The sequence below is a fragment of the Nonomuraea roseola genome, assembly GCF_039535395.1.
Classification (GTDB): domain Bacteria; phylum Actinomycetota; class Actinomycetes; order Streptosporangiales; family Streptosporangiaceae; genus Nonomuraea; species Nonomuraea roseola.
The window spans coordinates 411,621-434,953 of the sequence record NZ_BAAAXC010000005.1 but is presented as its reverse complement, the minus strand read 5'-3'; the positions used below and the strand labels follow the sequence as shown (position 1 = coordinate 434,953).

The 23,333-nt window shown below is 67.8% G+C and carries 25 protein-coding genes and 1 pseudogene; 11 read left to right on the top strand and 15 right to left on the bottom strand.

Annotated features, from left to right (window positions below):
- The first annotated feature begins 52 nt into the window (after window positions 1-52).
- Window positions 53-796, top strand: coding sequence for an SDR family oxidoreductase (locus ABFX55_RS03950; RefSeq protein WP_346117688.1), 744 nt, complete (start codon window positions 53-55; stop codon window positions 794-796).
- Between the two features lie 73 nt (window positions 797-869).
- Here the strand turns inward: ABFX55_RS03950 and ABFX55_RS03945 are convergent, their stop codons facing one another.
- Window positions 870-1,754 (bottom strand): LysR family transcriptional regulator, encoded by an 885-nt coding sequence (locus ABFX55_RS03945; protein WP_346117686.1) that lies wholly within the window; start codon window positions 1,752-1,754, stop codon window positions 870-872.
- Between the two features lie 79 nt (window positions 1,755-1,833).
- On the opposite strand from ABFX55_RS03945, the gene ABFX55_RS03940 reads away from it, so the two are divergent.
- A complete protein-coding gene (locus tag ABFX55_RS03940) occupies window positions 1,834-3,057 on the top strand; it encodes an MFS transporter (RefSeq protein ID WP_346117684.1) in 1,224 nt (407 codons plus the stop codon).
- Window positions 3,058-3,060: 3 nt separating this feature from the next.
- Complete coding sequence (locus tag ABFX55_RS03935) at window positions 3,061-3,747, top strand: NAD(P)-dependent oxidoreductase (protein ID WP_346117682.1); 687 nt, start codon at window positions 3,061-3,063, stop codon at window positions 3,745-3,747.
- Here the strand turns inward: ABFX55_RS03935 and ABFX55_RS03930 are convergent.
- Entirely contained in the window at window positions 3,731-4,294 is a 564-nt protein-coding gene (locus ABFX55_RS03930) for a GNAT family N-acetyltransferase (RefSeq protein ID WP_346117680.1), read from the bottom strand. The two genes, ABFX55_RS03935 and ABFX55_RS03930, sit on opposite strands and share 17 nt — an antisense overlap.
- A 69-nt stretch (window positions 4,295-4,363) precedes the next feature.
- On the opposite strand from ABFX55_RS03930, the gene ABFX55_RS03925 reads away from it, so the two are divergent.
- Window positions 4,364-5,392 (top strand): aminotransferase class V-fold PLP-dependent enzyme, encoded by a 1,029-nt coding sequence (locus ABFX55_RS03925; protein WP_346117678.1) that lies wholly within the window; start codon window positions 4,364-4,366, stop codon window positions 5,390-5,392.
- 76 nt (window positions 5,393-5,468) lie between these two features.
- On the top strand, window positions 5,469-5,786 hold the full coding sequence (locus tag ABFX55_RS03920) for a DUF952 domain-containing protein (protein ID WP_346117676.1): 318 nt from the start codon (window positions 5,469-5,471) through the stop codon (window positions 5,784-5,786).
- Here the strand turns inward: ABFX55_RS03920 and ABFX55_RS03915 are convergent.
- From ABFX55_RS03915 to yczR, 4 genes are all read right to left on the bottom strand, one after another.
- Window positions 5,765-6,568: an ABC transporter permease gene (locus ABFX55_RS03915; RefSeq protein WP_346117674.1), complete on the bottom strand. Its 804-nt coding sequence runs from the start codon at window positions 6,566-6,568 to the stop codon at window positions 5,765-5,767. The genes ABFX55_RS03920 and ABFX55_RS03915 overlap by 22 nt on opposite strands.
- A 2-nt stretch (window positions 6,569-6,570) precedes the next feature.
- Window positions 6,571-7,329 carry an ABC transporter permease gene (locus ABFX55_RS03910; protein ID WP_346117672.1) on the bottom strand — a complete coding sequence of 253 codons (759 nt, stop codon included), beginning with the start codon at window positions 7,327-7,329 and terminating at the stop codon, window positions 6,571-6,573.
- On the bottom strand, window positions 7,329-8,273 hold the full coding sequence (locus ABFX55_RS03905; RefSeq protein ID WP_346117670.1) for an ABC transporter ATP-binding protein: 945 nt from the start codon (window positions 8,271-8,273) through the stop codon (window positions 7,329-7,331). The genes ABFX55_RS03910 and ABFX55_RS03905 overlap by 1 nt, the downstream gene beginning before the upstream one ends.
- A gap of 186 nt (window positions 8,274-8,459) precedes the next feature.
- Window positions 8,460-9,908 carry a MocR-like transcription factor YczR gene (gene yczR / locus ABFX55_RS03900; RefSeq protein ID WP_346117668.1) on the bottom strand — a complete coding sequence of 483 codons (1,449 nt, stop codon included), beginning with the start codon at window positions 9,906-9,908 and terminating at the stop codon, window positions 8,460-8,462.
- A gap of 101 nt (window positions 9,909-10,009) precedes the next feature.
- On the opposite strand from yczR, the gene yczE reads away from it, so the two are divergent.
- Window positions 10,010-10,624 (top strand): membrane protein YczE, encoded by a 615-nt coding sequence (gene yczE / locus ABFX55_RS03895; RefSeq protein ID WP_346117666.1) that lies wholly within the window; start codon window positions 10,010-10,012, stop codon window positions 10,622-10,624.
- Window positions 10,625-10,712: 88 nt separating this feature from the next.
- On the opposite strand, the gene ABFX55_RS03890 is transcribed toward yczE, so the two are convergent.
- Complete coding sequence (locus ABFX55_RS03890; RefSeq protein ID WP_183643665.1) at window positions 10,713-10,940, bottom strand: hypothetical protein; 228 nt, start codon at window positions 10,938-10,940, stop codon at window positions 10,713-10,715.
- Window positions 10,941-11,128: 188 nt separating this feature from the next.
- Between ABFX55_RS03890 and ABFX55_RS03885 the strand changes: the two genes are divergently transcribed.
- The 4 genes from ABFX55_RS03885 to ABFX55_RS03870 all read left to right on the top strand — a co-directional run bounded on the left by ABFX55_RS03885 (window position 11,129) and on the right by ABFX55_RS03870 (window position 15,456).
- The gene (locus ABFX55_RS03885) at window positions 11,129-11,593 is read left to right on the top strand and encodes a hypothetical protein (RefSeq protein ID WP_346117664.1); all 465 of its coding nucleotides are present in this window, start codon (window positions 11,129-11,131) and stop codon (window positions 11,591-11,593) included.
- Between the two features lie 19 nt (window positions 11,594-11,612).
- Window positions 11,613-11,858: a hypothetical protein gene (locus ABFX55_RS03880; RefSeq protein WP_183643671.1), complete on the top strand. Its 246-nt coding sequence runs from the start codon at window positions 11,613-11,615 to the stop codon at window positions 11,856-11,858.
- Between the two features lie 344 nt (window positions 11,859-12,202).
- On the top strand, window positions 12,203-13,876 hold the full coding sequence (locus ABFX55_RS03875; protein WP_346117662.1) for an enoyl-CoA hydratase-related protein: 1,674 nt from the start codon (window positions 12,203-12,205) through the stop codon (window positions 13,874-13,876).
- A 50-nt stretch (window positions 13,877-13,926) separates the two neighbouring features.
- The gene (locus tag ABFX55_RS03870; protein ID WP_346117661.1) at window positions 13,927-15,456 is read left to right on the top strand and encodes a helix-turn-helix domain-containing protein; all 1,530 of its coding nucleotides are present in this window, start codon (window positions 13,927-13,929) and stop codon (window positions 15,454-15,456) included.
- Window positions 15,457-15,862: 406 nt separating this feature from the next.
- Here ABFX55_RS03870 and ABFX55_RS03865 read toward each other — a convergent pair whose 3' ends face one another.
- The 8 genes and pseudogenes from ABFX55_RS03865 to ABFX55_RS03830 form a co-directional block, all read right to left on the bottom strand.
- Complete coding sequence (locus ABFX55_RS03865) at window positions 15,863-16,057, bottom strand: hypothetical protein (protein ID WP_346117659.1); 195 nt, start codon at window positions 16,055-16,057, stop codon at window positions 15,863-15,865.
- A gap of 103 nt (window positions 16,058-16,160) precedes the next feature.
- Window positions 16,161-16,745, bottom strand: a complete 585-nt coding sequence (locus tag ABFX55_RS03860) for a hypothetical protein (RefSeq protein WP_346117658.1) — start codon at window positions 16,743-16,745, stop codon at window positions 16,161-16,163.
- Between the two features lie 17 nt (window positions 16,746-16,762).
- Window positions 16,763-17,419, bottom strand: a complete 657-nt coding sequence (locus ABFX55_RS03855) for a C39 family peptidase (RefSeq protein ID WP_346117656.1) — start codon at window positions 17,417-17,419, stop codon at window positions 16,763-16,765.
- 1,392 nt (window positions 17,420-18,811) lie between these two features.
- A complete protein-coding gene (locus ABFX55_RS03850; RefSeq protein WP_346118291.1) occupies window positions 18,812-19,333 on the bottom strand; it encodes a Tn3 family transposase in 522 nt (173 codons plus the stop codon).
- Window positions 19,334-19,947: 614 nt separating this feature from the next.
- Window positions 19,948-20,100: a hypothetical protein gene (locus tag ABFX55_RS03845; RefSeq protein ID WP_346118313.1), complete on the bottom strand. Its 153-nt coding sequence runs from the start codon at window positions 20,098-20,100 to the stop codon at window positions 19,948-19,950.
- Window positions 20,055-20,663 carry a DUF4158 domain-containing protein gene (locus tag ABFX55_RS03840; RefSeq protein ID WP_428834754.1) on the bottom strand — a complete coding sequence of 203 codons (609 nt, stop codon included), beginning with the start codon at window positions 20,661-20,663 and terminating at the stop codon, window positions 20,055-20,057. The genes ABFX55_RS03845 and ABFX55_RS03840 overlap by 46 nt, the downstream gene beginning before the upstream one ends.
- Window positions 20,662-20,805, bottom strand: a pseudogene (locus tag ABFX55_RS03835) (hypothetical protein); the annotation flags it as partial. The pseudogene ABFX55_RS03835 and the gene ABFX55_RS03840, both read right to left, overlap by 2 nt.
- 188 nt (window positions 20,806-20,993) lie before the next feature.
- Window positions 20,994-22,193: a macrolide family glycosyltransferase gene (locus tag ABFX55_RS03830; protein WP_346117652.1), complete on the bottom strand. Its 1,200-nt coding sequence runs from the start codon at window positions 22,191-22,193 to the stop codon at window positions 20,994-20,996.
- 98 nt (window positions 22,194-22,291) lie between these two features.
- Here ABFX55_RS03830 and ABFX55_RS03825 point away from each other — a divergent pair, with 98 nt between their 5' ends.
- The gene (locus ABFX55_RS03825) at window positions 22,292-23,332 is read left to right on the top strand and encodes a tyrosine-type recombinase/integrase (protein WP_346117650.1); all 1,041 of its coding nucleotides are present in this window, start codon (window positions 22,292-22,294) and stop codon (window positions 23,330-23,332) included.
- Window position 23,333: the final 1 nt, after the last annotated feature.

Below are 23,333 nucleotides of genomic sequence, written 5' to 3'. Positions count from 1 at the left end.
CTTTTTAGTCCTTGATAGCCTCCGTGTCGTAACCCAGACAAGGGAGAACATCATGCGGATCGCCGTCGCCGGCGCGACCGGGAACATCGGAGCCCTCACCGTCGCCGCCCTCGAAAGGGACGGTCACCACGTCACGCGCATCAGCCGCTCGCTCGGCGTGGACCTGTCCACCGGCGCAGGGCTCGAGGACGCCCTGACAGGCGTCGAGGCGGTCGTCGACGCCACCAACGGGCCCGCGGCCGACCGACAGGAGACGGTGGCCTACTTCGGAACCACCACGCGCCACCTGCTCGCCGCCGAGGAGCGGGCCGGAGTCCGCCACCACGTGCTGCTCTCCATCGCCGGGCTCGACCGCATCGAGGGCAACGCCCACTACGCCGGCAAGCGGGAGCAGGAGCGCCTCGTGAGCGCGGGACCGGTGCCGTGGACGATCGTCCCGGCCACGCAGTTCCACGACTTCGCCGCGATGGTGGCCGGCTGGAGCGAGCAGGACGGCGTCGCCACCATCGCACCGCTGCTGGTGCAGCCGATCGCGCCCGCGGACGTGGCCGAGGTCCTGGCCGAGATCGCGGTGGGCCAGCCCCGGGGGCGTCACGCCGACGTCGCGGGGCCCGAACCGCAGGACCTGGTGGACATGGCCCGACGCACCCACCAGGCGCACGGCCGTACGGTGAAACTCGTGCCGACGTGGTCGACGATGTTCGGCCCGGAGATGGCTGGCGACGTGCTGCTGCCCGGCCAGGGCGCCCGCATCACGCCGACCACCTTCGACCAGTGGCTCGCGCAACAGCGATAGCAGCGCCGACGTCGACGAGACGACCGTCGATGATCCAGCCCCCGGCAAGCCGCTCGCCGTCGAGCCTCAGCTGTCAGGCCGCGTCGGGCCGGCCGCCGGTCAGACCGGCCAGGAAGGCCGCGGCGGCGGGGGAGGGGCGGTGCAGGCTCCAGATCAGGTGCTCCATCCGCGCGGGCGCGTCCATCACCCGCAGCATCCGCAGATCCGTCGTCTCACCCACGAACGCCGCAGGCAGCATCGCGATCCCGAGCCCCTGCCGGATCAGCCGCGCCATGAAGTCGGCGGCCGTCACCTCGAAGGCCACCTCCCTCGACAACCCCGCCGCCGCGAACGCCTCATCCGACTGCGCCCGCCCCGCCGTCCCCTCGGGGAAGTCGACGAACACCTCCTGTGCCAGCCTGCGCAGGTCGACCCCCACCTCGCCGGCCAGCCGATGGCCGGCCGGCACCACCGCCACCAGCTCCCCCCTGGCCAGCTCGCGGCTGCGCACCCCCTTGGGCGACATCCCCAGCGGCAGGCCGAGGAAGGCCACGTCCATGTCGCCCTGCCGTACCCGCTCGGTCAGCTCCTCGCTGGCGCCCACCCGCAGCGTCACCTTCACCTGCGGGTGACGGGCGTGGAAGTCCTTCAACGCCCGCGGCAGGTCGACGGCGGCCACCGTCGGGATCGCCCCCAGCGCCAGCCGGCCGCGGATCTCGCCCGCGGCCGCCGCCACCTCCGCCCGCGCCCGCTCGGCCGCCTCCAACGCCTGGCGCGCCGCGGGCAGGAACGCCTCACCCGCGGGCGTCAGCCGCACCCGCCGGCTGGTGCGCTCGAACAACCTGGCGCCCAGCTCACGCTCCAGCCTGGCGATCTGGTGGCTGAGCGCCGACTGCACCACCATGCACCGCTCGGCCGCCCTGGTGAAGTTGCTCGTCTCGGCGACCGCCACCACGTACCGCATCTGCTGGAGTTCCATCCATCAATCGTGAACCACGATCGTTCACATGACAAACATGTGTTGGACTCATCAATCCGTGGTCCGCCACGCTAAGACCATGACGAACCGGACACTCTCCCGCGGACTGCTGTTGCTCATGTCAACAGCCACCGGCCTCGCCGTCGCAGGCAACTACTTCGCCCAACCCCTGCTCGACCTCATCAGCAGAGAACTCGCCCTCACCACAGGCGCCGCCGCCCTCCTGGTCACCGCCGCCCAAGGCGGCTACGCCCTCGGCCTGATCCTCCTGGTGCCCCTCGGCGACCTGGTCGAACGACGCCGCCTGGCCGTCATCCTCTACGCCCTCACCGCGCTGTTCCTGCTCGTCTCCGCCACCGCCGCCACCGGCCCCATCCTGCTGGCGGGAACCGTACTGACCGCACTGACCTCCGTCGCCGCCCAGGTCATCGTGCCCTTCGCCGCCACACTCGCCGACCCCGCCGAACGCGGCAAAGTCGTCGGCACCGTCATGACCGGCCTGCTGCTCGGCCTGCTCCTGGCCCGCACCGCCTCCGGCGCCCTGTCCGAACTCGGCGGCTGGCGGACCGTCTACTGGGTCAACGCCGGCCTCATGCTCCTCATGGCCGTCCTGCTGCGCGTCTACCTGCCCCGCCTGCACACCCGCGCCGGCCTCAGCTACCCCGCCCTGCTCCGCTCCATCTTCACCCTGCTGCGCCAGGAGCCCGTCCTGCGCTGGCGCGCCGGCATCGGCGCCCTGGCCCTCGGCTCCTTCAGCGTCCTGTGGACCGCCCTGACCTTCCTGCTGGTCCAGCAGCCCTACGGCTGGAGCGAATCCAGCATCGGACTGTTCGGCCTCGTCGGCGCCGCCGGCGCCCTCACCGCCACCATCGCAGGACGCCTGGCCGACCGGGGCCACGTCCAGGCCGTCACCGCCGCCGGCACCATGCTCATGCTCGCCTCCTGGCTGCCCCTGGCCGCCGGCGCCCGCTCCCTCATCTGGCTCCTGGTCGGCGTCATCGTCCTCGACCTGGCCCAGCAGGCGGTCCTCAACAGCAACCAGAACGTCATCTACGCCCTACGCCCCGAAGCCCGCAACCGCATCAACTCCGCCTACATGACCTCCTACTTCATCGGCGGCGCCATCGGCTCGGCCCTCACCTCACTGGTCTGGGTCGCCCACGGCTGGAACGGCGTGGTCATCCTCGGCGCCACCCTCTCGGCAGGCACCCTCGCCCTGTGGGCGCTCGAACGCCTCACCACCCGCACCCCCGCCACCCCCGCCGCCGACGCCACCCGCCCCCTCCTCCCCGCAGGCAGGTAACCCATGCGCATCACCGTCTTCGGAGCAGCAGGAGCCGTCGGCAGCCGCGTCGTGACCGAAGCGCTCTCACGCGGCCACCACGTCACCGCTGTCGTCCGCGACCCCTCCCGCTACCAGCCGGCCCCCACCGCCGCCGCCCACCCCGACACCGCCCACCCCGACACCGCCGCCACTCCCGCCGCCACCCTCGGCGTCGGCGACGCGAACGACCCCGCCGACGCCGCCCGCCTCATCGCCGACCACGACCTCGTCATCACCGCCGTCCGCCCGCCCCCAGGACACGAAGCCGACCTCGTCACCACCACCCAGACCCTGCTGAGCGCCGCACACCACGCCGCCACCAGAATCCTGCTCGTCGGCGGCGCCGCCACCCTCACCGTGCCTGGCTCAGGCGCCACCATGGTGCTGGACGACCCCGCCCACCTGCCCGCCGCCTACCGCCCCATCGCGCTGGCCTGCGCCGCCCAACTCCAGGCCTGCCGCGCCAGCGCCGCCGACTGGACCTACCTCAGCCCCGCCGCGCAACTCCTGCCGGGCGCGCGCACCGGCGCCTACCGCCTCGGCGCCGACGAACTCCTCCTGGACGCCGACGGCACCTCGGCCATCTCCATGGAGGACCTGGCCGTGGCGCTGCTCGACGAGGCCGAACACCCCCGCCACCGGCGCACCAGGTTCACCGTCGCCTACTGACCCACTCCCTCGACAGCATCGCGAAGATCACCTCATCGCACCACTCGCCCTTGACCCGCTCGTTCTCCACCAGATGCGCCTCCTTGCGCATCCCCAGCTTCTCCAGCACCCGCGCCGAAGCGGTGTTACGCCCGTCGAGACGGCCCACGATCCGGTGCAGACCCAGCTCCCCGAAACCCAACCGCAGCATCTCCACCGACGCCTCCGGCGCATACCCCCTGCCGTGGAAGTCGGGGTGCAGCACATAACCGATCTCGCCCTGCCGATGCTCACGGCTGGTCCAGATCAACAGGACCTGCCCGATCAGCTGCCCCGTCTCCCGCAACGTGACCGCCAGATCCAGCACATCACCCTCCTCCCGCAACGCCACCCGCGTGACGCGCTTGTCGAGAAAGGCCCGAGAAGCCTCCAGATCCCGAGGCTCCCAGTACAGGAACCTGGCCACCTCGGGCAGCCGCTCGAAGGCGTGAGTGGCCTCCACATCATCGACGGTGAAAGGACGCAGAAGCAGACGGTCGGTCAGGATCGGAAACGAAGGCTTGAGCACGACACGCAGTGTAGGAACCCCCACCCCGCCCCTGCGACACCTTTTCCCCCGCCTGCCTAAGCTGCCTGCATGGACCTCGACGCGGCCAGAAAACTCTGGGAACCCGCCCCCGGCTGGCTCAACACCGCCAGCTACGGCCTGCCACCCCGCCCCGCCCTCGACGACCTGCACACCGCCCTCACCCAATGGCGGCACGGCAGCACCGACTGGCAGCCATGGGACGACACCGTCACCCGCTCACGCGCCGCCTTCGCCACCCTCATCGACGCGCCCGCCGACGACATCACCCTCAGCTCCACCGCCTCCCAGATCTTCTCCCAGATCGCCACCGCCCTACCGCCCGGCGCACGCGTGCTGGTGCCCGACATCGAGTTCACCAGCAACGTCTACCCCTGGGCCATGGCCGCCCACGTCGACACCGCCCCACCCGACCGCCTCGCCGAAGCCATCACCCCGCACACCAGCGCCGTGGCCTTCAGCCTCGTCCAGTCGGCCACCGGCCAAAGAGCCCCGCTCGCCGACATCATCGAAGCCGCCCGCGCCCACGACACCCTCGTCATCGCCGACGCCAGCCAAGCCTGCGGCTGGCTGCCCGTCACCACCGACGGCCTCGACGCCCTGGCCTGCGCCGCCTACAAATGGCTGATGTGCCCACGAGGCGCCGCCTTCGGCTACCTGTCACCCCGCCTGCGCGCCCGCATGCGCCCCACCGCCGCCAACTGGTACTCCGGCACCAGCATGTACGGCATGCCGCTCACCCACCGCCCCGGCGCCCGAGCCTTCGACCTGTCACCGGCCTGGTTCTCCTACGTCGCCGCCGCCCCCACCCTCGAACTGCTCAACCAGCTCGACCTCGCCGACATCCACGCCCACAACCTCGCCCTGGCCAACCGCTTCCGCGCCGGAACGGGACTACCGCCGGGCGACAGCGCCATCGTCTCCCTCGACACCGACGCGCTCGGCACCGGAGCCGAAACGGGCCGGCGCCTCGAACACGCCGGCGTGCGCGCCGCCGTACGGGCAGGCAAACTGCGCGTCTCCTTCCACCTCTACACCAGCGAAAGCGACGTCGACCTCGCCCTGCAAGCCCTCACCTGACACCCCACCCGCCGACACCTCATCCACCGGCACCCCATCTGCACCCCCACAGACACCGACCACGAAGGCACCCCACATGACCGTCCTGCACATCGCCTACGCCACCGACTGGGAAGCCGCCCAGCACACCGGCGAATACCGCATCTCCACCCGCGGCCGCACACTCGAACAAGAAGGCTTCATCCACTGCAGCGCCACCCACAGCCAGGCCCGCACCGTCACCCGACTCTTCTACGCCGACGTCACCGAACCCCTGCTCCTCCTCGAGATCGACCCCACCGGCCTCGACATCCGCTACGAAGTGCCCGAAGGAGCCCACGAAGCCTTCCCCCACCTCTACGGACCCCTACCGACCAGCTCAGTGAGCGCCGTCTACGAACACAACACCCGCTGAATCCGCCGCGAGGCCACCCACAACCCCAACCCGGCCAACACCACCAGATACAGCGCGTGCCCGGCCAGCGCCCACTCCACCCGGCCCAGCGCCAGCCCCCGCACCAGCTCCACCGCGTGATACAGCGGCGTCACCTGCACCACCGCCGCCAGCACCGGGGGATAGCCCCCCACCGGCGCGAACGTCCCCGAAAACAGGAACAACGAGAACTGCGCCGCCGTCATCAGATCGAAGTCCTGCCACCCCCGCAAGAACGTCGACACCGCCATCCCCGCCGCCCCGAACGCCACCCCCACCAGCATCGTCGCAGGAAAGGCCGCCAGCGCCCACCACGGCTCAGCCAGCCCCATCACCGCCATCACCAGCAAGAACGCCGCCGTGTAGAACGAACTGCGCACCATCGCCCACGTCAGCTCACCCAACGCCACCTCGATCGGCCGCACCGGCGTCGCCAAGATCGCCTCAAACGTCTTGGCGTACTTCATCTTGAAGAAGAAGTTGAACGTCGTCTCCGCCAACGCCCCGTTCATCGCCGACGCCGCCAGCATCGCCGGAGCCACGAACACCGCATAGGACACCACCCGCCCATCACCCAGCGGAATCCGCCCCACCAGCGCCCCCACACCGACCCCGATCGACAACAGGTACAGCAGCGGCTCGAAGAACCCCGACACCAGCACCAGCCAGTACGAAGCACCACTGCGCAACGCACCCACATTGCGGCCGACCACCGCGCCCACCCGGCCCACCGACACCTGCCGGGCCACCATCAACGTCACCATGATCAGTCCTGAAGTCGCTTACGGAAGGAGAACGCCGCCCACCACAACCCGGCCACCCCGAAGGCCAGCAGATACCCCACATGCACCCACACCGGCCACGGGGGAGCCACCCCCAACGTCGCCGCCCTGCACAACTCCACCCCATGCCACAGCGGCGAGGCGTACGCCAACGGCCGCACCAACGCCGGCAACTGCTCCACAGGGAAGAACACCCCCGCGAACAACGTCGAAGGGATCATCACGAACCGAAACAGCAACGCGAAATAACTGTCATGGTCGATCGAGGCCGAGAACGCCGACACCGGCGCCGCCACAGCCACCGCCAGCACCCCCACCACCAGCAGCGTCACCGCCGCCCACGGCGAGGCCAACACCCCGAAAGCCGCCACCACCGCCAGGAACACCACCGCCGCGGCCTCGACCCTGAACACGATGTACAGCATCCAGCCACGCACCATGTCCCACGCCGACACCCGCGTCGCGAACATCGCGTGCGCGCCCCGCGTCCACTTGAACTCACCCAGCACGCTGTAGGTGCACTCACCCACCGCCATCTGGAAAGCCGTCGAAGCCAGCACCCCCGGCACGATCCACTCCACGTACGACACGCCCTCCACCGTGCCCACGTAACCGCCGACCCCCAGCCCGATGCTCACCAGGAACAACAACGGCAGAAGAAACGACGAGAACAACGACGCCCGCCACAACCGCTTGTACAACGTCAGGTGCCGCTCCAGCACCGCCACCGTGGGATGCGCCATCAGTCCACCAACGTCCGGCCGGTCAGGTGCAGGAACACATCCTCCAGCGACGCCCGCCGCACCAGCACACTCGAGGGCGCCAACCCCCTGCGATGCACCTCCGACACCGCGTCGTCGCCGTCCTTGGCATACAGCAGGATCCGATCAGGCAGCACGTCCACCCGATCACCCACCCCCGACAGCCGCTCCACGAACCCCTCCAACGGCTCCGCACCGAACCGCAACTCCACCACCTCGGGCGAGGCATACGACTCGATCAGCGACCGAGGCGAACCCTCAGCCACGATCCGCCCACCGTCCATCACCACCAGCCGATCGCACAACTGCTCGGCCTCGTCCATGTAGTGCGTCGTCAACACCAACGTCACCCCACGCTGCTTCAACCGGAACAACCGCTCCCACAGCAGGTGCCGCGCCTGCGGATCAAGCCCCGTCGTCGGCTCGTCCAGCAGCACCAGATCCGGCTCGTTCACCATCGCCCTCGCGATCGTCAGCCGCCGCTTCATACCGCCCGACAGCGGCTCCACCTTCGAGGAGGCCTTGTCACGCAACTGCGCGAAGTCGAGCATCTCCTCGGCCCGCTCCCGCGCCTGCGCCCGCGACAGCCCGAAGTACCTGGCATACGTCGTCAGGTTCTCCCGCACCGTCAGATCGGGATCAAGGTTGTCCAACTGAGGGCACACCCCCAGCCGAGCCCTGATCGCCGGCCCCTCCCGCACCGGATCCATCCCCAGGATCCGCAGCTCACCGGCCGACGGCATCGACACACACGAGATCATCCGCATCGTCGACGACTTGCCCGCACCGTTGGGACCCAGAAACCCGAACGCCTCACCCGGCTCGACGTCGAGATCGATGCCGTCCACCGCAGTGAACTCACCGAAGCGCTTGACCAGCCCGCGCGCGTGAATAAGAGGTCGATGTTCAGCCACGAGGCCGAACACTAACCAACCCCACCGACAATCCCGCAAGTGAATAAAGCACGGCCGGCCCCTGAGGAGCGGCCGGCGCGGGGGAGTGGCACCACCCCGCGCGCATCCTGCCGCCCATCGCCCGTCCCAGGTCGGCGACCACCACCGCGATCAACAGGCGAGCCGAGCGGGCCCAGCTGCCGCCCTCAACAACGCCGCTCACACGACCCAATGCGGCCGCCGAGAAGCCGACGACGGCGACAGACCATCGGCCACAGCAGCGGCCAACCGCCGCACAGCCTCACCCAGAACATCCGCCGACACCGTGTACGGAATGCGCAACCGCTGTTCGAAAACCCCAGGATCAGCCGCGAAGTACGCACCACCCTCGATCCGCACCCCATAATCCAACGCCCGCTCAGCCAGCGCCGACGCCACCGGCTCACCCAGATCCACCCACAGCGACAAACCACCCGCAGGCACCCGCCACGACCACTGCGGAACATGCTCACCCAACGCCGCCACCAAAGCGGCACGCTGCTCCCGCAACCGCTCCAGACGCGAAGGCAACAACTCCCCGGCGCGCCCCAGCAGAACCAGCGCCAAAAGCTGATCAAGCACCGAACCACCCATGTCCGTGGCCACCCGCTGACCCGCCAACTCCGTCACCAACTGCGACGGCGCCCGCAACCACCCGATACGCAGACCACCCCAGTGCGTCTTGCTCATCGACCCGATCGTGATGACCTGACCACTCCCACCCGACGGAGCATGACAGGCGAAAGGCGACGGCGCGGCACCATCAAGCGCGAGCTCGGCCAACGTCTCATCCACCACCAACCACGCACCACAGCGCTGAGCCGCACGCAGAACACGACCCCGCTCACCCTCCGGCATGAGACACCCAGTCGGATTGTGAAAATCAGGGATCAGATAGGCCAGCTGCGGCACCACCTGACCCAACGTCGACTCCACGATCTCCACATCCCACCCGGCATCACCCACCGGCACCGACACCGCACGCAACCGCGCCCGACGCATCGCCTCCAAAGCATTCGGATACGACGGACTCTCCACCACCACCCGATCACCCGCACGACACAACAGCCCCAGCACCAGCGTCAACGCATGCTGAGCACCAGAGGTCACCAAAATCTGCTCCGGCACCGTGGCCAGACCCCGCAACGTGAAACGCTCCGCGACGGCCGCACGCAACTCCGGCAAACCATAAGGGTGATACCCGGGAGAACCCGCCTGCTCCACCAACTCAGGACCGACCCGCGCCAGCGCATCGGCAAGCACCGCGCCCGGCAACGCCGGAGCCGCCCTGGCCAGATCGATCGCGCTGTCCCTCGACCCCAGCAGCCGCGACACCCCACTCGGCGCCCGGCCCTCGGGCAGCGCCGTCCACGTCCCCGAACCCTGACGGCTCCGCGCGAAACCACTCTCACGCAACAGGTCGTACACCGCGGTGACAGTCGCCCTGCTGACGTCCAACGCCGCAGCCAACTCCCGCTCAGCGGGAAGCCTGACATGCAACGCGACCCGCCCGTCCAGGATCAGCCCGCTGATCGCCTGAGCCAGATACCGGTAAGCGGGCCTCGCCCCCGCCAGATCCGGCAACATCGCGGCGAGCCGCCGGCTCCCCACCATCCGGTCAGCGGCCATACCACTCTCCTGAAATTGGCCATGTCACCCAGGCCAATCACCCTACAGACTCGCCCCCATTGGCCTGAAAGCACCCGCGACCACACCCCGGAGACCACCACATGGAACTCACCTACGTCCCCCTCGGCGAACGACCCCTCCGACGCCTGCCCCAACTGCTCATCGGCCTCACCCTGTACGGCTTCAGCCTCTCACTCCTGGTCAGAGCCTCACTCGGCGTCAACCCCTGGAGCGTCCTGTACGAAGGCCTGACCCACCACACCACCCTCAGCTTCGGCACGATCAGCGCCGTCCTGGGCGCACTCGTCCTGCTGCTGTGGATCCCACTCAAACAGCGACCGACACTCGGCACCGCCGCCAACATCATCGTCCTGGCCTACTCAGCCGACCTCGGCCTCGCGCTCATCCCAGGCGACCTCGAACTGCCTGCACGGATCGCCCTGCTGACCGGGGGAGTGCTCCTCAACGGACTGTCCGTCGCCATCTACGTCGGCGCCCGCCTCGGACCAGGCCCCAGAGACGGCCTCATGACCGGCGCCTCCGCCGCCACCGGACGCTCCATCCGGCTGGTCCGCACCCTCATCGAGATCACCGTGCTCGCCGCCGGCTGGCTCCTCGGCGGCAGCGTGGGCGCCGGCACCGTGCTGTACGCACTCACGGTCGGGCCGATCACCCAGTTCTTCATGCCCAGGTTCGCCTACACGAGCAAAGCCTGAGCCGGCCCCCGCCGGACATACGGCCGGAAACAGGGGAGCGGCGCCACCTCCGACACCACGGGGGAGGGGCACCACCACACCTCAACGTCTAAGAAGTCAGCACCCGCACCGCAGGCGCCTGCGGAGCCGCCATCGACGGCTGCTGCTGCCGTACCGCATCCACCGAACGCTGCCGCGGCGAGACGCGCTCAGCGCAGCCGCCCTCGCAGTAACCGTTGGTGACGATCAGCCGCCCCCTGGCAGGCGTGTACGCCTCACGGCCGGAAGCGGGCAGGACCCCCTGGCACACCTGGCACAAAATCGCGTCGTTCCCCACGTGTGCTCCCTATCCGAAGTCTCGCCGGATAACCCACACTATGCGCACTCAATCATTCCGGGTCAGTATTTCCACGATCCGTCAAACACATCGGTCAACATCCGGGGGAGCAAGCCGCCACGCCGTACATCAGATCTACTTGACATAATGTTCATTATCGAGCAACCAGATCGGGCTACGATCAGGCCATGCCGAACATCGGAGTCCCCGAACTCCTCATCCTGCTCCCCGTCGTCGGCATCATCGCAGCCATCATCGCGGCCATCGTCATCAGCGCCGGCAAAGCCGCGCGAGGCCGCACACCCCACCCGACGTTCGCACCCACGACACCCGCCGAACTCGAACACCAGCTGCAGGCCCTCGTCGAACAAGGCAAGCCCATCCTCGCCATCAAGATCCTGCGCCAGCACACCGGCCTCAGCCTCCAGGACGCCAAAACCGCCGTCGACGGCATGCGCGCAGGACGCCGCCTCATCGACCACCCCGCCATGGCCCGCCTCCCACAACCGTCGCCACGCGCCCACCAGGCCGACCTCGCCACCAGAGTCCGCGAGCTCAAGGCCGCAGGACGCGAGCAGCAGGCCGTGCATCTGGTCATCGGCGAGACCGGCATGACACAGAGCGAGGCACAGACCTTCGTGCAAGCGCTGTGATCGGCGTTACGATCGACACATGCCGACGAGTCTGGGTTCCCTCGTCCTCCTGACCGTTCTCGTGACAGCGGCGATCATCTGGTTGATCTTCCTGGCCGTACGGCTGACGCGGCGCCCCCGTAACCGCCTCCTGCCCTCCCTCGACATCACCGACCAGGCACGTGAGCTGAAGGCCTCCGGCCAGTTCACCGACGCGGTCTTCCTGGTGCGCGGCGAGACGGGAATGAGTCATCGCGCCGCCACGAGATTCGTGCGAAAGCTATGAATCGAGACTAAACCGGACAGAAGGTGAATTCTGTTTGGTATAAGAAACGTGCGCCACGAGCGGCCCTGACGCCCCCCGCAAGACCGACGGCGTCCGGGTGCTCTCCCGCACGTGTACGGCCAGGCCCGAGCCCCGCCCGCCGTACCTGAAGACCCCGTTTCCCTGTGACGCACCTCTCCCCCTTCGGTGATCACTCCCGCCGGACTTATGTCCGCTTTCTGCCCATCTGTCCGGGTGGAGATGTCCGGAAATTCGGGAAATTGCGCTGTTCAGTCACTTGGCTTTGCTGAGTCATGTCAGCATCACTTGTTCAGTCGAAGCTCAGCTCTGAAGGATGACCTCACGTGCGGATTCTGCTCCTTGTCTCTGCGTTCAACGGCCTGACCCAGCGCGCCTGGATCGAACTCCGCGAGGCCGGCCACGAGGTGACGGTGGAACTGGCGCTGTCGGAGGAGGTGATGCTCGAGGCGGTGGCTCTGGCCAAGCCCGACCTGGTGATCTGCCCCTTCCTGAAGGACAGGGTCCCCGAGCGGTTGTGGCGCGAGCACCGGGTGATCATCATCCACCCCGGCCCGCGTGGGGACAGGGGCCCGTCCTCGCTGGACTGGGCGATCCTGGAGGGCGAGCGGCGCTGGGGCGTGACGGCGTTGCAGGCGGTCGAGGAGATGGACGCGGGGCCGATCTGGGGGTGGCGGGAGTTCGCGTTGCCGGCCGATCCGATGCGTAAGAGCTCGCTGTACAACGGGCTGGTGTCGGACGCCGCGGTGGAGTTGGTGGTGGAGGTGGTGCAGAAGGCGGCTGATCCTTCGTTCGTGCCCATGCCGCTGGATTACGGGCGTCCTGAGGTGTGGGGCCGGTTGCGTCCTGCGATGGTGCGGGCCGATCGGGAGTTCTCGTGGGCGGAGTCGTCGGAGCGGGTGGTGCGGCGGATCAGGGCGGCTGACGGGTCGCCGGGTGCGGCGGCGTTGCTGTGCGGGATGCCGGTGCGGGTGTTCGACGCGCGGATGGGTCCTGAGCTGGTGGGTCAGCCGGGTTCGGTGGCTGCTCGCCGGGGTGGGGCGGTGTTGGTGCACACCGGTGACGGGACGGTGTGGGTCGGTCAGCTGCGGCGTGAGGACCGGGTCGGGGTGAAGCTGCCTGCGGTGTCGGTGTTGCGTCGGCGGCTGGGGCGGGCGCCGGGTAGTCAGCCGGGGTTTTCGGAGATCACGTATCAGCGGGCCGGCCGGGTGGGGGTGGTGAGTTTCGACTTCTACAACGGGGCGATGGCGACGAACCAGTGCCGGCGGCTGGTGGAGGCGTTGCAGTACGCGGTGGCGCAGGACACGCGGGTGGTGGTGGTTCGTGGTGGTGAGGTGTTCTCGAACGGGATTCATCTGAATGTGATCGAGTCGGCGCGGCATCCGGAGATGGAGGCGTGGATGAACATCAACGCCATCAACGGGGTGTGCAAGGAGATCATCGCGTGTACGGGGCAGTTGGTGGTGGCGTCGATGGGGGGTAACGCGGGCGCGGGTGGGGTGATGATGGCGCTGGGGGCCGATCGGGTGCTGGTGCGTGAGGGGCGGGTGTTGAATCCGCATTATCGGACGATGGGGTTGTTCGGTTCGGAGTACTGGACGTATGTGCTGCCTCGGCGGGTGGGTGCGGAGGTGGCGCAGTCGTTGACGGGTGAGGCGTTGCCGCTGGGGGCGGCGTCGGCGGTGTCGCTGGGGTTGGCTGATCGGTTGTTGAAGGGGTCGAGGGAGGAGTTCGAGCAGGAGGTTCTGGAGTACGCCGAGCGGTTGGCGGGGCGGGATGACTATGAGGAGTTGGTGCGGGTGAAGCGGGAGCGGCGTGAGGAGGATGAGCGGCGTAAGCCGTTGGAGGCGTATCGGATCGAGGAGTTGGCGGAGATGAGCAGGGACATGTTCGATGATCGGCATGGGTTCGCTGAGGCGCGGCGGGCGTTTGTGGGTAAGGCGAAGGCGGTGGCGACGCCTGCGCATCTTGCGTCGCATCGTGGGGTGTCTGGTCTCTGAGGTCTCGTTTGTCGCGTGCGCATCTCATATGTGAGATATGTTTCCCTGTTATGGCGGATGACTATCTTGTGCGGATCGGCAGGCTGATCCGGGATGCGCGGCAGCATCGGGGTTGGACGCAGCTGCAGCTGGCGGAGGCTTTGGCGACGAGTCAGAGCGCGGTGAACCGGATCGAGAAGGGCAATCAGAACATCAGTCTTGAGATGATTGCCCGGATCGGTGAGGCGTTGGACAGCGAGATCGTGTCGCTGGGTTATGCGGGGCCGATGCATCTTCGGGTGGTGGGTGGCCGGCGGTTGTCGGGCAGCATCGAGGTGAAGACGAGCAAGAACGCGTGTGTGGCGTTGTTGTGTGCGTCGTTGCTGAATTCGGGGCGGACGATCCTGCGGAAGGTGGCGCGGATCGAGGAGGTCTACCGGATTCTGGAGGTGCTGGCCTCGATCGGGGTGCGGGCGCGGTGGATCAACGACGGGAGCGATCTGGAGATCGTTCCGCCTGCGCGGCTGGATCTGGGGTCGATGGACACCGAGGCGGCTCGCCGTACCAGGAGTGTGATCATGTTCCTGGGGCCGTTGATGCATCGGGCGGAGCAGTTCGAGATTCCGTACGCGGGCGGGTGCGATCTGGGGACGCGGACGGTGCAGCCGCACATGAGCGCGTTGAAGCATTTCGGTTTGGAGCTGACGGCGACGGGCGGGATGTATCACGCGAAGGTGGACGCGTCGGTCTCCCCCACCAGGCCGATCGTGTTGACCGAGCGGGGCGACACGGTGACGGAGAACGCGCTGCTGGCGGCGGCGCGTCATGACGGGGTGTCGGTGATCCGTAACGCGTCGTCGAATTACATGGTGCAGGACCTGTGCTTCTTCTTGGAGGAGCTGGGTGTGAAGGTGGAGGGCGTCGGGACGACGACGCTGACGGTGCACGGGGTGCCGCAGATCGAGGCGGATGTCGACTACTCCCCCTCCGAGGATCCGGTGGAGGCGATGAGTCTGCTGGCGGCGGCGGTGGTGACGTCGTCGGAGCTGACGATCTGCAGGGTGCCGATCGAGTTCCTGGAGATCGAGCTGGCGGTGCTCGAGGAGATGGGGCTGGATCATGATCGGGGGGTGGAGTATCGGGCGGCGAACGGTCGTACGCGTCTGGTGGATCTGACGGTGCGGCCTTCGAAGCTGGTCTCCCCCACCGACAAGATTCATCCGATGCCGTTCCCTGGGCTGAACATCGACAATGTGCCGTTCTTCGCGGCGATCGCGGCGACGGCGCAGGGCTCGACGCTGATTCATGACTGGGTCTACGACAATCGGGCGATCTATCTGACGGAGCTGACGCGGCTGGGTGCGTCGGTGAAGTTGCTGGATCCGCATCGGGTGCTGGTGGAGGGGCCGACGCGGTGGCGGTCGGCGGAGATGATGTGTCCGCCCGCGTTGCGTCCCGCGGTGGTGGTGCTGCTGGCGATGATGGCGGCGGAGGGCACGTCGGTGCTGCGGAACGTGTATGTGATCAATCGGGGTTATGAGGATCTGGCTGAGCGGTTGACGGCGCTGGGTGCGCGGATCGAGATCTTCCGCGACATCTAGGGTCCCTCTCCCCCGCCTTCGTCGAAGGGTGGAGGCTGTGAGGGGCTGCCCCGCTGCTCCCCTGGTGTTGGGGGTGGCGGGGCTCGGCCGTCTGCGGGGTTGTCGCCGTACGGCGGGGCGGTGGTAGGGCGCTTTGTCGGGTGCGGCGGGGTCAGTGCAGGGCGGCCTCGGGGGGCGAAGTGCAGCGGAACGAACACGTACGTTAAGGCCGTCCGTGCGGGTCAGCCATAGGAGCTGAACGCGAGTGTCAGAGAGGCTTGGCGTACGTTCCCGTTCCATCGCAGAGGTTTCCGGTGCACGGTTGTGCCCCCGCTCAGGTCGGTGTCTCTAGGCAAGTCCTCTATGGAGGGGCCCGACTGGCGGACATGCAACGAGCTTGGCTTTGACCTGCGTGCGCCCAGGGTTTTCAGTGGGTGCGTTGAGGTGGGGCGAGGATGGCGGTGATCTCAGCGACGGCTTCTGCGCCGGGCCGGGTGTAGCGCATGGTGGTGCGCGGGTTCTTGTGCCGGGTCTTGGCCATGATGAGCTGCAGCGGCACTTTGGCCTCAAGCTGGTTGGCGGTGTGCGGCCGGGGCTGGGGCATGATGTGCGCGGGCACCACGGCCTTAGGAGCGGGGGCGGTGAAGTCACCCCCGCTTCCCCGAGCAGCTCACCCCGACCGGCGATCTTGTGTGATCACCTCCAGGAAGGGCGAGCGGATGGCGTTAGGCCGGCTCCCGGTCGCGGGGCTGGCGGGCTCTGTAGTCCTGGGCACGGGCGGTGAGTTCTCGGAAGAACAGCGGCGGTGGTGTGACCTGGCCCTCGCGCCCGATCGGGGAGGGCGCCAGCGGTATGAGCAGGTCGGTGTTGGGTGAGTGCAACCACAGGGCCATCTGGTAGAGCTCGGGGACCCGCAGGAGCCGGAGGTCGAACCCGGCCAATTGGAGCTGCGGCAGAGCTCGCGCGGCTTTGACCGCGGTCGCGGTGGCTCCAACGGATGAGCCTCTGTAGAACGTTGGCGGGAAGGTGCGTTCCGGCGTTTCGGAGACTTCGGCGCCGGCGAGCACATTGCCGCCGGACTCCAGCAGGAATCGCCAGCCCACCGGTTGCGCCATTTCCAGGCCGCCGCCGGTCTCGATGTCTGGCACGAGCAGCGCGAACACCCGGTGTGGGGTGGACACCTGCACGTCATCCGGGGCGATCTCGCCCAGCAGTTTCGGGCCGTCTCCGCTGGCTCTGGCGATTTGGCCGAGATGGGAGCGCGTTTCGTCGCGCATCCGTCCCGGGGGTTCAGGCGTGTTCAACGGCATTGTGAAGCTCCCTGAGGCTAGTGGCGCCGAGTCTTGAAGGTCCTGTTCCAGGTGCCGTTCGGGCCGCCCGGGTAGCCGCCGAAGAGCGTCTCCCACGCGACCCACATGATGGGAGCGTCCTCCGTGCCCTCGTGTATCCCCCCGGTGTCCTCCCAGGGGTCATGCACCCATACGTGCACCAGTTCACCGGTCTCCGGGCGGTAGCTGTACCCCCAGATGTTGACGATGTGGCCGGACAGGCCGCCACCCCAGCCGATGTTCATGATGATCGGACGTCCGGCGTCTATCTCCGCCTTGACCTCGTTCTTCGTCAGCTCCGTGAGCCTTTTGACCTCGACCCACTTGCCGCCGATCCACGTCGCGTCGACTCGATGCCTGTCACCTTCGGCAACCGGGACCTGGATCCCGGCTTGTTGCAGCGGCCCGAAGTCCGGCCACCAGCCCTGGTTGCAGTCCCCGCGTAACTCGTCATCCGGGCAGCAGCGGAACGGCCGCTGGTCAGCGAGCCGGGAGTCGTCCCTGTTGAGGACCGCGGTGGCGAATCCGCACTGGGTCCAAACCCGTGCGTTGGCGTAGGAGTTGGCGACGCTGATCGTGGTCGCGTTCCAGCACCAGAATGTTTTCTCCTGGTATTCAAGCCAGCGCCAGTAGGTCGAGCCGAGGCTCTTGATCATGACGCTCTCGTCTAGTTGTGCCATTCGACGTCATCCCTTCGCTACGCCGGTTACGTCGTCGCCGTCTTCGTGTTGATGATTCAACGGCATCCTTTCTCATAGCTTTCACCGGAGTGCCGAGAATGTAAATGGGAAGGTTTGCCGTAGTGGAACTCGTAGCGCTGAGCCCACTGAGGCGTCCCGAATATTTCGGACAGCATTCCCGTCAGGATGGGGCGTCTGGAAAGGTAAGAGAATTGGCTCGTCCGAAACGGGTTGTTCTCCCGAATGCCGAGAGGAGGTCGGCAAGCCGCTGATCGAGGCCTCGTGTCCCATCGCAAAGGTCGCGAAGGGAACTCACCGTCAGCGCCCCAGGTAAGGGCCGAGCGCGCGCTCTTGGCGGGCGTTGGTCTGTTTGTCCGTTGAATGGCGGAGGCAGAGTAGGTCGGCCACACCGTCAACGTATAAGAAAACGGGGAAAGCGAAAACTAAGCGCCCCCGGATTGGATCCGGGGCAGTTTTTCGCCTGGACCCGAATGTGCCGGCGGCACCGGTCCATTGTGAGGGCGTAAAGGGCCGACTTTGCTCCCGCTGGTCATTCGACGCTGGTCCTTCGACGGGTATCGCCCGCGCCCGTCTCGGGGGTCGAAGAACAGCGGAGCAAAACGCACGCTACCCCGTTCTCGCAGGATCCCGAGACCCTCGATCCCGGCGCCGAAAGCGAGGACGGCTAAGCAGTGGGGTTCTGGCTGGCGGCCACGTTCATCTGACCGTCGAGCGCATGACACTTCCTCGGGTCACGATGAACAGGCTCATGAGCGGGATGGTGCCCGCGGTAGAAGCAGCCCCAGCTCGGGACGGCGGGAACTGGGCCGTCATGCGTCGAAGGCCGTTGACGCTTTGTCAGGCTGTGGCTGGGGAGGGTCTCGCCCTCGTGCCGACCCGGTCCGCCAGAAGCTTCGGCCTGCCCACATGGGTGTCGGGCGGCGCACGGTTGCGTCTCGGTCGTTGCCGGTGTGCTCGGGCGCAGCAGACCGGCACTGGCACCCGCCCGTCTCCGATCGCGCCATCCGGCATCCGATCATCGAGACGAAGATGAGGACCTGAGTTGAACACGCAACCATTTGGGCGACAATCCCCCTGACCGCATCAGGTCACGCGTGCCAGCAGCGGCACCGGCAGAACACACCAACCGCTCGCCCCCGAGCAGTGAACAGCCGCAGGCAGGCCGATGATCCACTCCGGCGTTCCACGCCCTGACGACCAGAACACAGTTCGGCATCGGTCGCGCCGGGGTGCATTGCGACCGCACCCTAACCAGGGATCCAGCCAGTCACCCGGCCGCAGCCCCCGTTCTGATGGCGTGCGTCAGCTCCTGCTGCTGTCTTGTCGCTCGACCGGTGCCACTGCGCCTCAGTCCTGCTCGTCCTCGGCGTCGGGATCAGGAGTCTCGGGATCACGTAACGGGCGCCGGGCGCCGCCGAGCTCATGGCGGTAGAAGGAGTAGCGGCCGTGCACGTTGATGTGCTTGCAGATGAACGGCGACAGGCGGGCCACGTCCGCCTCTCGCACCGGATATCCCTGCTCGCGCAGTCGGCTGAGCGCGTCGTCGATGTAGGTGGTGTTCCACAGCACCAGGCAGTTCAACACGATGCCCAGCGCGCCGAGCTGATCTTCCAGGCCGTCGTAGTAGCGGTGGAACAGCTGCCCTTTGCGGCCGTGGAAGACCCGCTCGGCCAGGGCGTGGCGGCCTTCCTGCAGGTTGCGGATGCCCTTGATATCGCGCCGCAGATCCTCATCGTCGATCAACGCCAGCACATGCAGGGACTTGACCAGGCGGCCGTAGGTGTTGATGGCCTCGCCCAGCGCGGGGGGGTGGCCATCGCGCTGCAGCATCCGCACCACGTCGTACGGGCTGACCTCGCTGGTGTAGATGGAGGCGACCAGGCGGATGATGTCCTGCCAGTGGTGGGCGCCTTGGCCAGATCACGCCACCGGCTGGAGGCCGGGGCGTGGATCTCGCGGCGCTTGAGCCGCCGGTGGAACTGCTCCAAAACGCAGAACACGTACTTGTTGCGGTCGGCCAGGCCGTCTTTGCGGGCCGGGTGGCCGTACACCAGCCGCTTCCACACCCTGCCCACCACCTGCGGGTCGATGAGGCGGATCGGCACCAGGGTTGCTGAATGCTCGCGCGGTTTGTGCGCCAGCGCTCTCGGCAGCGCCGTCATCGCCGCCAGCACCCGCCGCCCTTCGGGGCTGGCCTCGAACGCGATCGCCTCGGTGAGCACCTTCACAAACCCCGACACCGTCGGATACCGCGAGGCCATCTCGGCCCGCCACCCGCCGTCGTCGCCAGCTTCCGGCGGCGCCACCATGCTGGTCACCGTCTCCACCGCATCGCGCAGCTGCGCGCGCGGGATGCGCGCCTCGATCATCTCTCTCCCACACCTCAAACAGGCGCACCTCCTCACCCCAATCGCTCGCCTCCAGCAGCACTTCCACCACGACTGCGAGCCGGGCCGATGCTTTGGCCAGCTTCGGATGCCGCTTCACCTCAGTAGGTCCAGCAGCTCCAGCGCGTCGTCGATCGTCTTGGTCTCCGGCCGCCGCACCGCGGCCACCAGCGTCGCGATCCGCCGCTCGTCCGGGTGCCGCTTCAGGTGTGCCGAGCGCGCCCCCAGCCCGTAACGGGCCAGATCCACCAGCCGGCACAGATGGATCCAGCTCCACCCGGCCCAGACCCGAGGTGAGGATCTCCTCCACCAGGCCCAACGCCTTGACCATCCCCGGCCCCGAGGCCTTGGACGGGCCGGTCCGCCAGCGCTCCAGCTTCGACATCCGCCCGCCCGCAGGCACCTCCAGCCAGCCGCTCCAGCTCCTCCACCTCCTCCGAGGTGGGCGCCGCCGCCAACAGCCGGGTCAGCGTGGTGATACCCGGCAGCAGCACATCGTGCTCCCGCAGCCAACGCACCGCCCGCTGAAACAACGCGGTCGGGCCGTCGCCGGAGTTCCACGTGTGCGCCGCCAGCACCGACACCAACTCGGCCTCGTCCTCGGCGAACTCCCGCAGCCGAAACACCTTCTGAATCTTCCCCGCGTGCTCGCGATGGGTGCCCTCGCGCTGCGCATAGGTCTTCACACAGGAGGCGTCGAAGATCCCCAGCTGCTCGGCCAGGTAGTCCAGGACCTCGGTCGGCCCCCGTCCAGCGGATCGGCCAGGAAACGACCCAGGTACCGCACGGGCGTGAGCTGCAGCCGAGCCGATTCTGCGGCCCGCGGCACGCCTTGACCAGCTTCTTGTCCGCGTCGTCGAGGAAGAACACCTTCTCCAACTCGACCTGCGACGGCGGCCCGCAGTACTGCCCATAGCGGGCAGCCTCGCCATCGCTCAGGAAATCAACAGGCATCCACGGAAAGTAGGACCAACCTCTACATACCGTCATCGAAGTGATCAAATAATTACACCATGATCACCCAACGTGCGAGGTGCTTGTCGTCGAAGGATGAACTGCGGCCTGTGCGACGGAACGGGAACGTACGCCAAACCCCTCCGGATCCGGCGTTCAGCCGTCATGGCTGACCTGCGGGAACGGGCTTAGCGTACGTTTTCGTTCCGCTGTACTTCGATCCCCGCCTCGATGAGGTCGGCGGCGCGCTTGGTGCCGCCTTCGGCCTGGAGTTCGTGCTGGATGGCGGCGAGGCGTTCGGTGACGTGGGGGTCGCCGGTGAGGTCGAGCAGGGCCTGGCGCAGGGCGGTGGCGGTGGCCTGGTCGGTGTCGAGGCGGCGGGCGACGCCGAGTTCGGTGAGGCGGTCGGCGTTGGAGAACTGGTCGACGGCCTGGGGTACGGCGATCATGGGGACGGCGCAGGTGAGTCCTTCGGCGGCGCCGCCCATGCCGGCGTGGGTGACGAAGGCGTCGGCCTGGCGCAGGATGTCGAGCTGGGGCACCCAGGTGTGGATCTCGGTGGTGGTGGGGACGGGGCCGAGGTCTGTGGGGTCGACGTGTTTGCCGATCTGCAGGACGAGGTGCCAGCCGGGCAGGTCGCCGAAGGCTTTGAGGCATTCGCGGTAGAAGGCCGGCTGGTTGGTGAAGGCGGAGCCGAGCGAGACCAGGATGACGTGGTCGGCGTCGTGGGGGCGCTGCCAGGTGCCTTGCTGGGTGCGGGGGCCTGTGCAGGGGCCGATGAAGGTGTAGTGGGCGGCGTCGACGCGGTCGGCGTGGGGTTGCAGGGCGCGTGGGATGAGGACGAGGCAGGTGTCGGGGCGGCCGACGAAGTTCTCGTGGGTGGCGTCGATGCCTTCGTCGTCGAGCCATTGCTGGGCGCGGCGGTAGTAGTCGGCGCCTTGGGGGGTGGAGCGCAGTTGCTCGATGAGGGGGGCCATGTCGCTCTCGTAGCCGTCCCATGCGACGTAGGTGGGTGAGAGCTGGATGATCGGGGTGTTCCACTGGGTGGCCAGGACGCGGGCTGGTGCGGCGCCGATGTCGTAGAGGAACAGGTCGGGCCGGTCGTCGTCGTAGGCCTGGCGGAGCTGGGGGGTCATGGCCTGGTTGTCGCGCAGGAAGACGTCGAGTTGGGCGATGGTGTCGTCGGGCCAGCCGTCGGGGTCGTCGTGGGTGGGCAGGGTGGAGGTGTAGGGCTTGGGTTCGGCTCCGACGGAGGTGATGACGTCGTGGTAGGAGGGGTCGTTGGCGTAGGTGACGCGATGGCCGCGGCGCACCAGTTCGGCGATGACCTCCAGGCTCGGGTTGACGTGGCCAGGTGCCGGAATGCTGACCATGGCGATGTGTGACATGGTCATCAAGGTTATCGGGGCTGGTCGCAGGGGTCCTCACGTTTTTGTCGGTGCCGCTCGGTACGGTCTTTGCGCTGATGTTCTAGGCGAGGAGGGGCATGCGGCCTGCGGAGCTCAACAGGCTGACGGTGCGGGAGGCGGCTGACCGTTATGTGGAGTTGGTGCGTGCCAAGACGTTGACGGGGGCGTTGTCGATGTCGACGGCGGAGGTCTACGCGCGGGATGTGGCGACGTTGGTGGCGCTGGCAGGTGAGGAGGCGGTGCTCGACGATCTGACGGGCGAGGACGTGGATGCGATTTTGCTGGCGTTCGCGCGTAAGCCTGACGGGCGCAGGGCCGAGCCGACGGGCGGGTTGCAGAGCGCCTCTTCGCAGGCGCGGTTCAGGCGGTCGATCTCGGCGCTGTTCAAGCATGCGACGCTGGCGGGCTGGGTGCAGATCAATCCGATGGCGATGGCGACGGTGACGGCCAGGGAGCGGGGCGGGCTGCGGGCCGAGCGGCGGGCGCTGACGCGGGAGCAGGCGCAGGGGCTGATCGGCGCGGCCAGGCAGTTGGGCGCCGAGCCTGCGGTTGCGGCGCCGGTGGCGAAGGGGCGGCGCAGGCCGCGTAGTGATCAGCGTACGGAGTCGCGTGACGCGTTGATCGTGTTGTTGTTGTCGACGGTGGGTCCGCGGGTGTCGGAGCTGGTGCGGGCCAATGTGGAGGATTTCTACACCAACGACGGGGTGCGTTACTGGCGGATCTTCGGCAAGGGCGGCAAGACGCGTGATGTGCCGTTGCCGGGGGTGGTGGCGCAGGCGTTGGAGGCGTATCTGGCCGGGGGGCGTCCGGAGACGGCCGACAAGGCGTTGCTGTTGTCGTGGCGGGGGCGGCGGCTGGCGCGCGGTGATGTGCAGGCGGTGATCGACAGGGTGCAGCGGCAGGTCGATCCTTCGCAGCGGCGTTCGGTGACGCCGCATGGTCTGCGGCATACGACGGCGACGCATCTGCTGGCCGACGCGGTGGACATGGACGCGGTGCGGCGGGTGCTGGGGCACAGTGATCTGGCGACGTTGGGGCGTTATCGCGATGAGCTGCCCGGTGAGCTGGAGGTGGCGATGCGCTCCCATCCGTTGCTGAAGCCTCCTGATCGGCGATGAT

Bases quoted from the DNA above. Each gene is read 5' to 3' on its own strand.
- ABFX55_RS03950 (WP_346117688.1), top strand. From the start codon at position 53: ATGCGGATCGCCGTCGCCGGCGCGACCGGGAACATCGGAGCCCTCACC.
- ABFX55_RS03945 (WP_346117686.1), bottom strand. From the start codon at position 1,754: ATGGAACTCCAGCAGATGCGGTACGTGGTGGCGGTCGCCGAGACGAGC.
- ABFX55_RS03940 (WP_346117684.1), top strand. From the start codon at position 1,834: ATGACGAACCGGACACTCTCCCGCGGACTGCTGTTGCTCATGTCAACA.
- ABFX55_RS03935 (WP_346117682.1), top strand. From the start codon at position 3,061: ATGCGCATCACCGTCTTCGGAGCAGCAGGAGCCGTCGGCAGCCGCGTC.
- ABFX55_RS03925 (WP_346117678.1), top strand. From the start codon at position 4,364: ATGGACCTCGACGCGGCCAGAAAACTCTGGGAACCCGCCCCCGGCTGG.
- ABFX55_RS03920 (WP_346117676.1), top strand. From the start codon at position 5,469: ATGACCGTCCTGCACATCGCCTACGCCACCGACTGGGAAGCCGCCCAG.
- ABFX55_RS03915 (WP_346117674.1), bottom strand. From the start codon at position 6,568: ATGGTGACGTTGATGGTGGCCCGGCAGGTGTCGGTGGGCCGGGTGGGC.
- ABFX55_RS03910 (WP_346117672.1), bottom strand. From the start codon at position 7,329: ATGGCGCATCCCACGGTGGCGGTGCTGGAGCGGCACCTGACGTTGTAC.
- yczR (WP_346117668.1), bottom strand. From the start codon at position 9,908: ATGGCCGCTGACCGGATGGTGGGGAGCCGGCGGCTCGCCGCGATGTTG.
- yczE (WP_346117666.1), top strand. From the start codon at position 10,010: ATGGAACTCACCTACGTCCCCCTCGGCGAACGACCCCTCCGACGCCTG.
- ABFX55_RS03885 (WP_346117664.1), top strand. From the start codon at position 11,129: ATGCCGAACATCGGAGTCCCCGAACTCCTCATCCTGCTCCCCGTCGTC.
- ABFX55_RS03880 (WP_183643671.1), top strand. From the start codon at position 11,613: ATGCCGACGAGTCTGGGTTCCCTCGTCCTCCTGACCGTTCTCGTGACA.
- ABFX55_RS03870 (WP_346117661.1), top strand. From the start codon at position 13,927: ATGGCGGATGACTATCTTGTGCGGATCGGCAGGCTGATCCGGGATGCG.
- ABFX55_RS03860 (WP_346117658.1), bottom strand. From the start codon at position 16,745: ATGCCGTTGAACACGCCTGAACCCCCGGGACGGATGCGCGACGAAACG.
- ABFX55_RS03855 (WP_346117656.1), bottom strand. From the start codon at position 17,419: ATGATCAAGAGCCTCGGCTCGACCTACTGGCGCTGGCTTGAATACCAG.
- ABFX55_RS03830 (WP_346117652.1), bottom strand. From the start codon at position 22,193: ATGTCACACATCGCCATGGTCAGCATTCCGGCACCTGGCCACGTCAAC.
- ABFX55_RS03825 (WP_346117650.1), top strand. From the start codon at position 22,292: ATGCGGCCTGCGGAGCTCAACAGGCTGACGGTGCGGGAGGCGGCTGAC.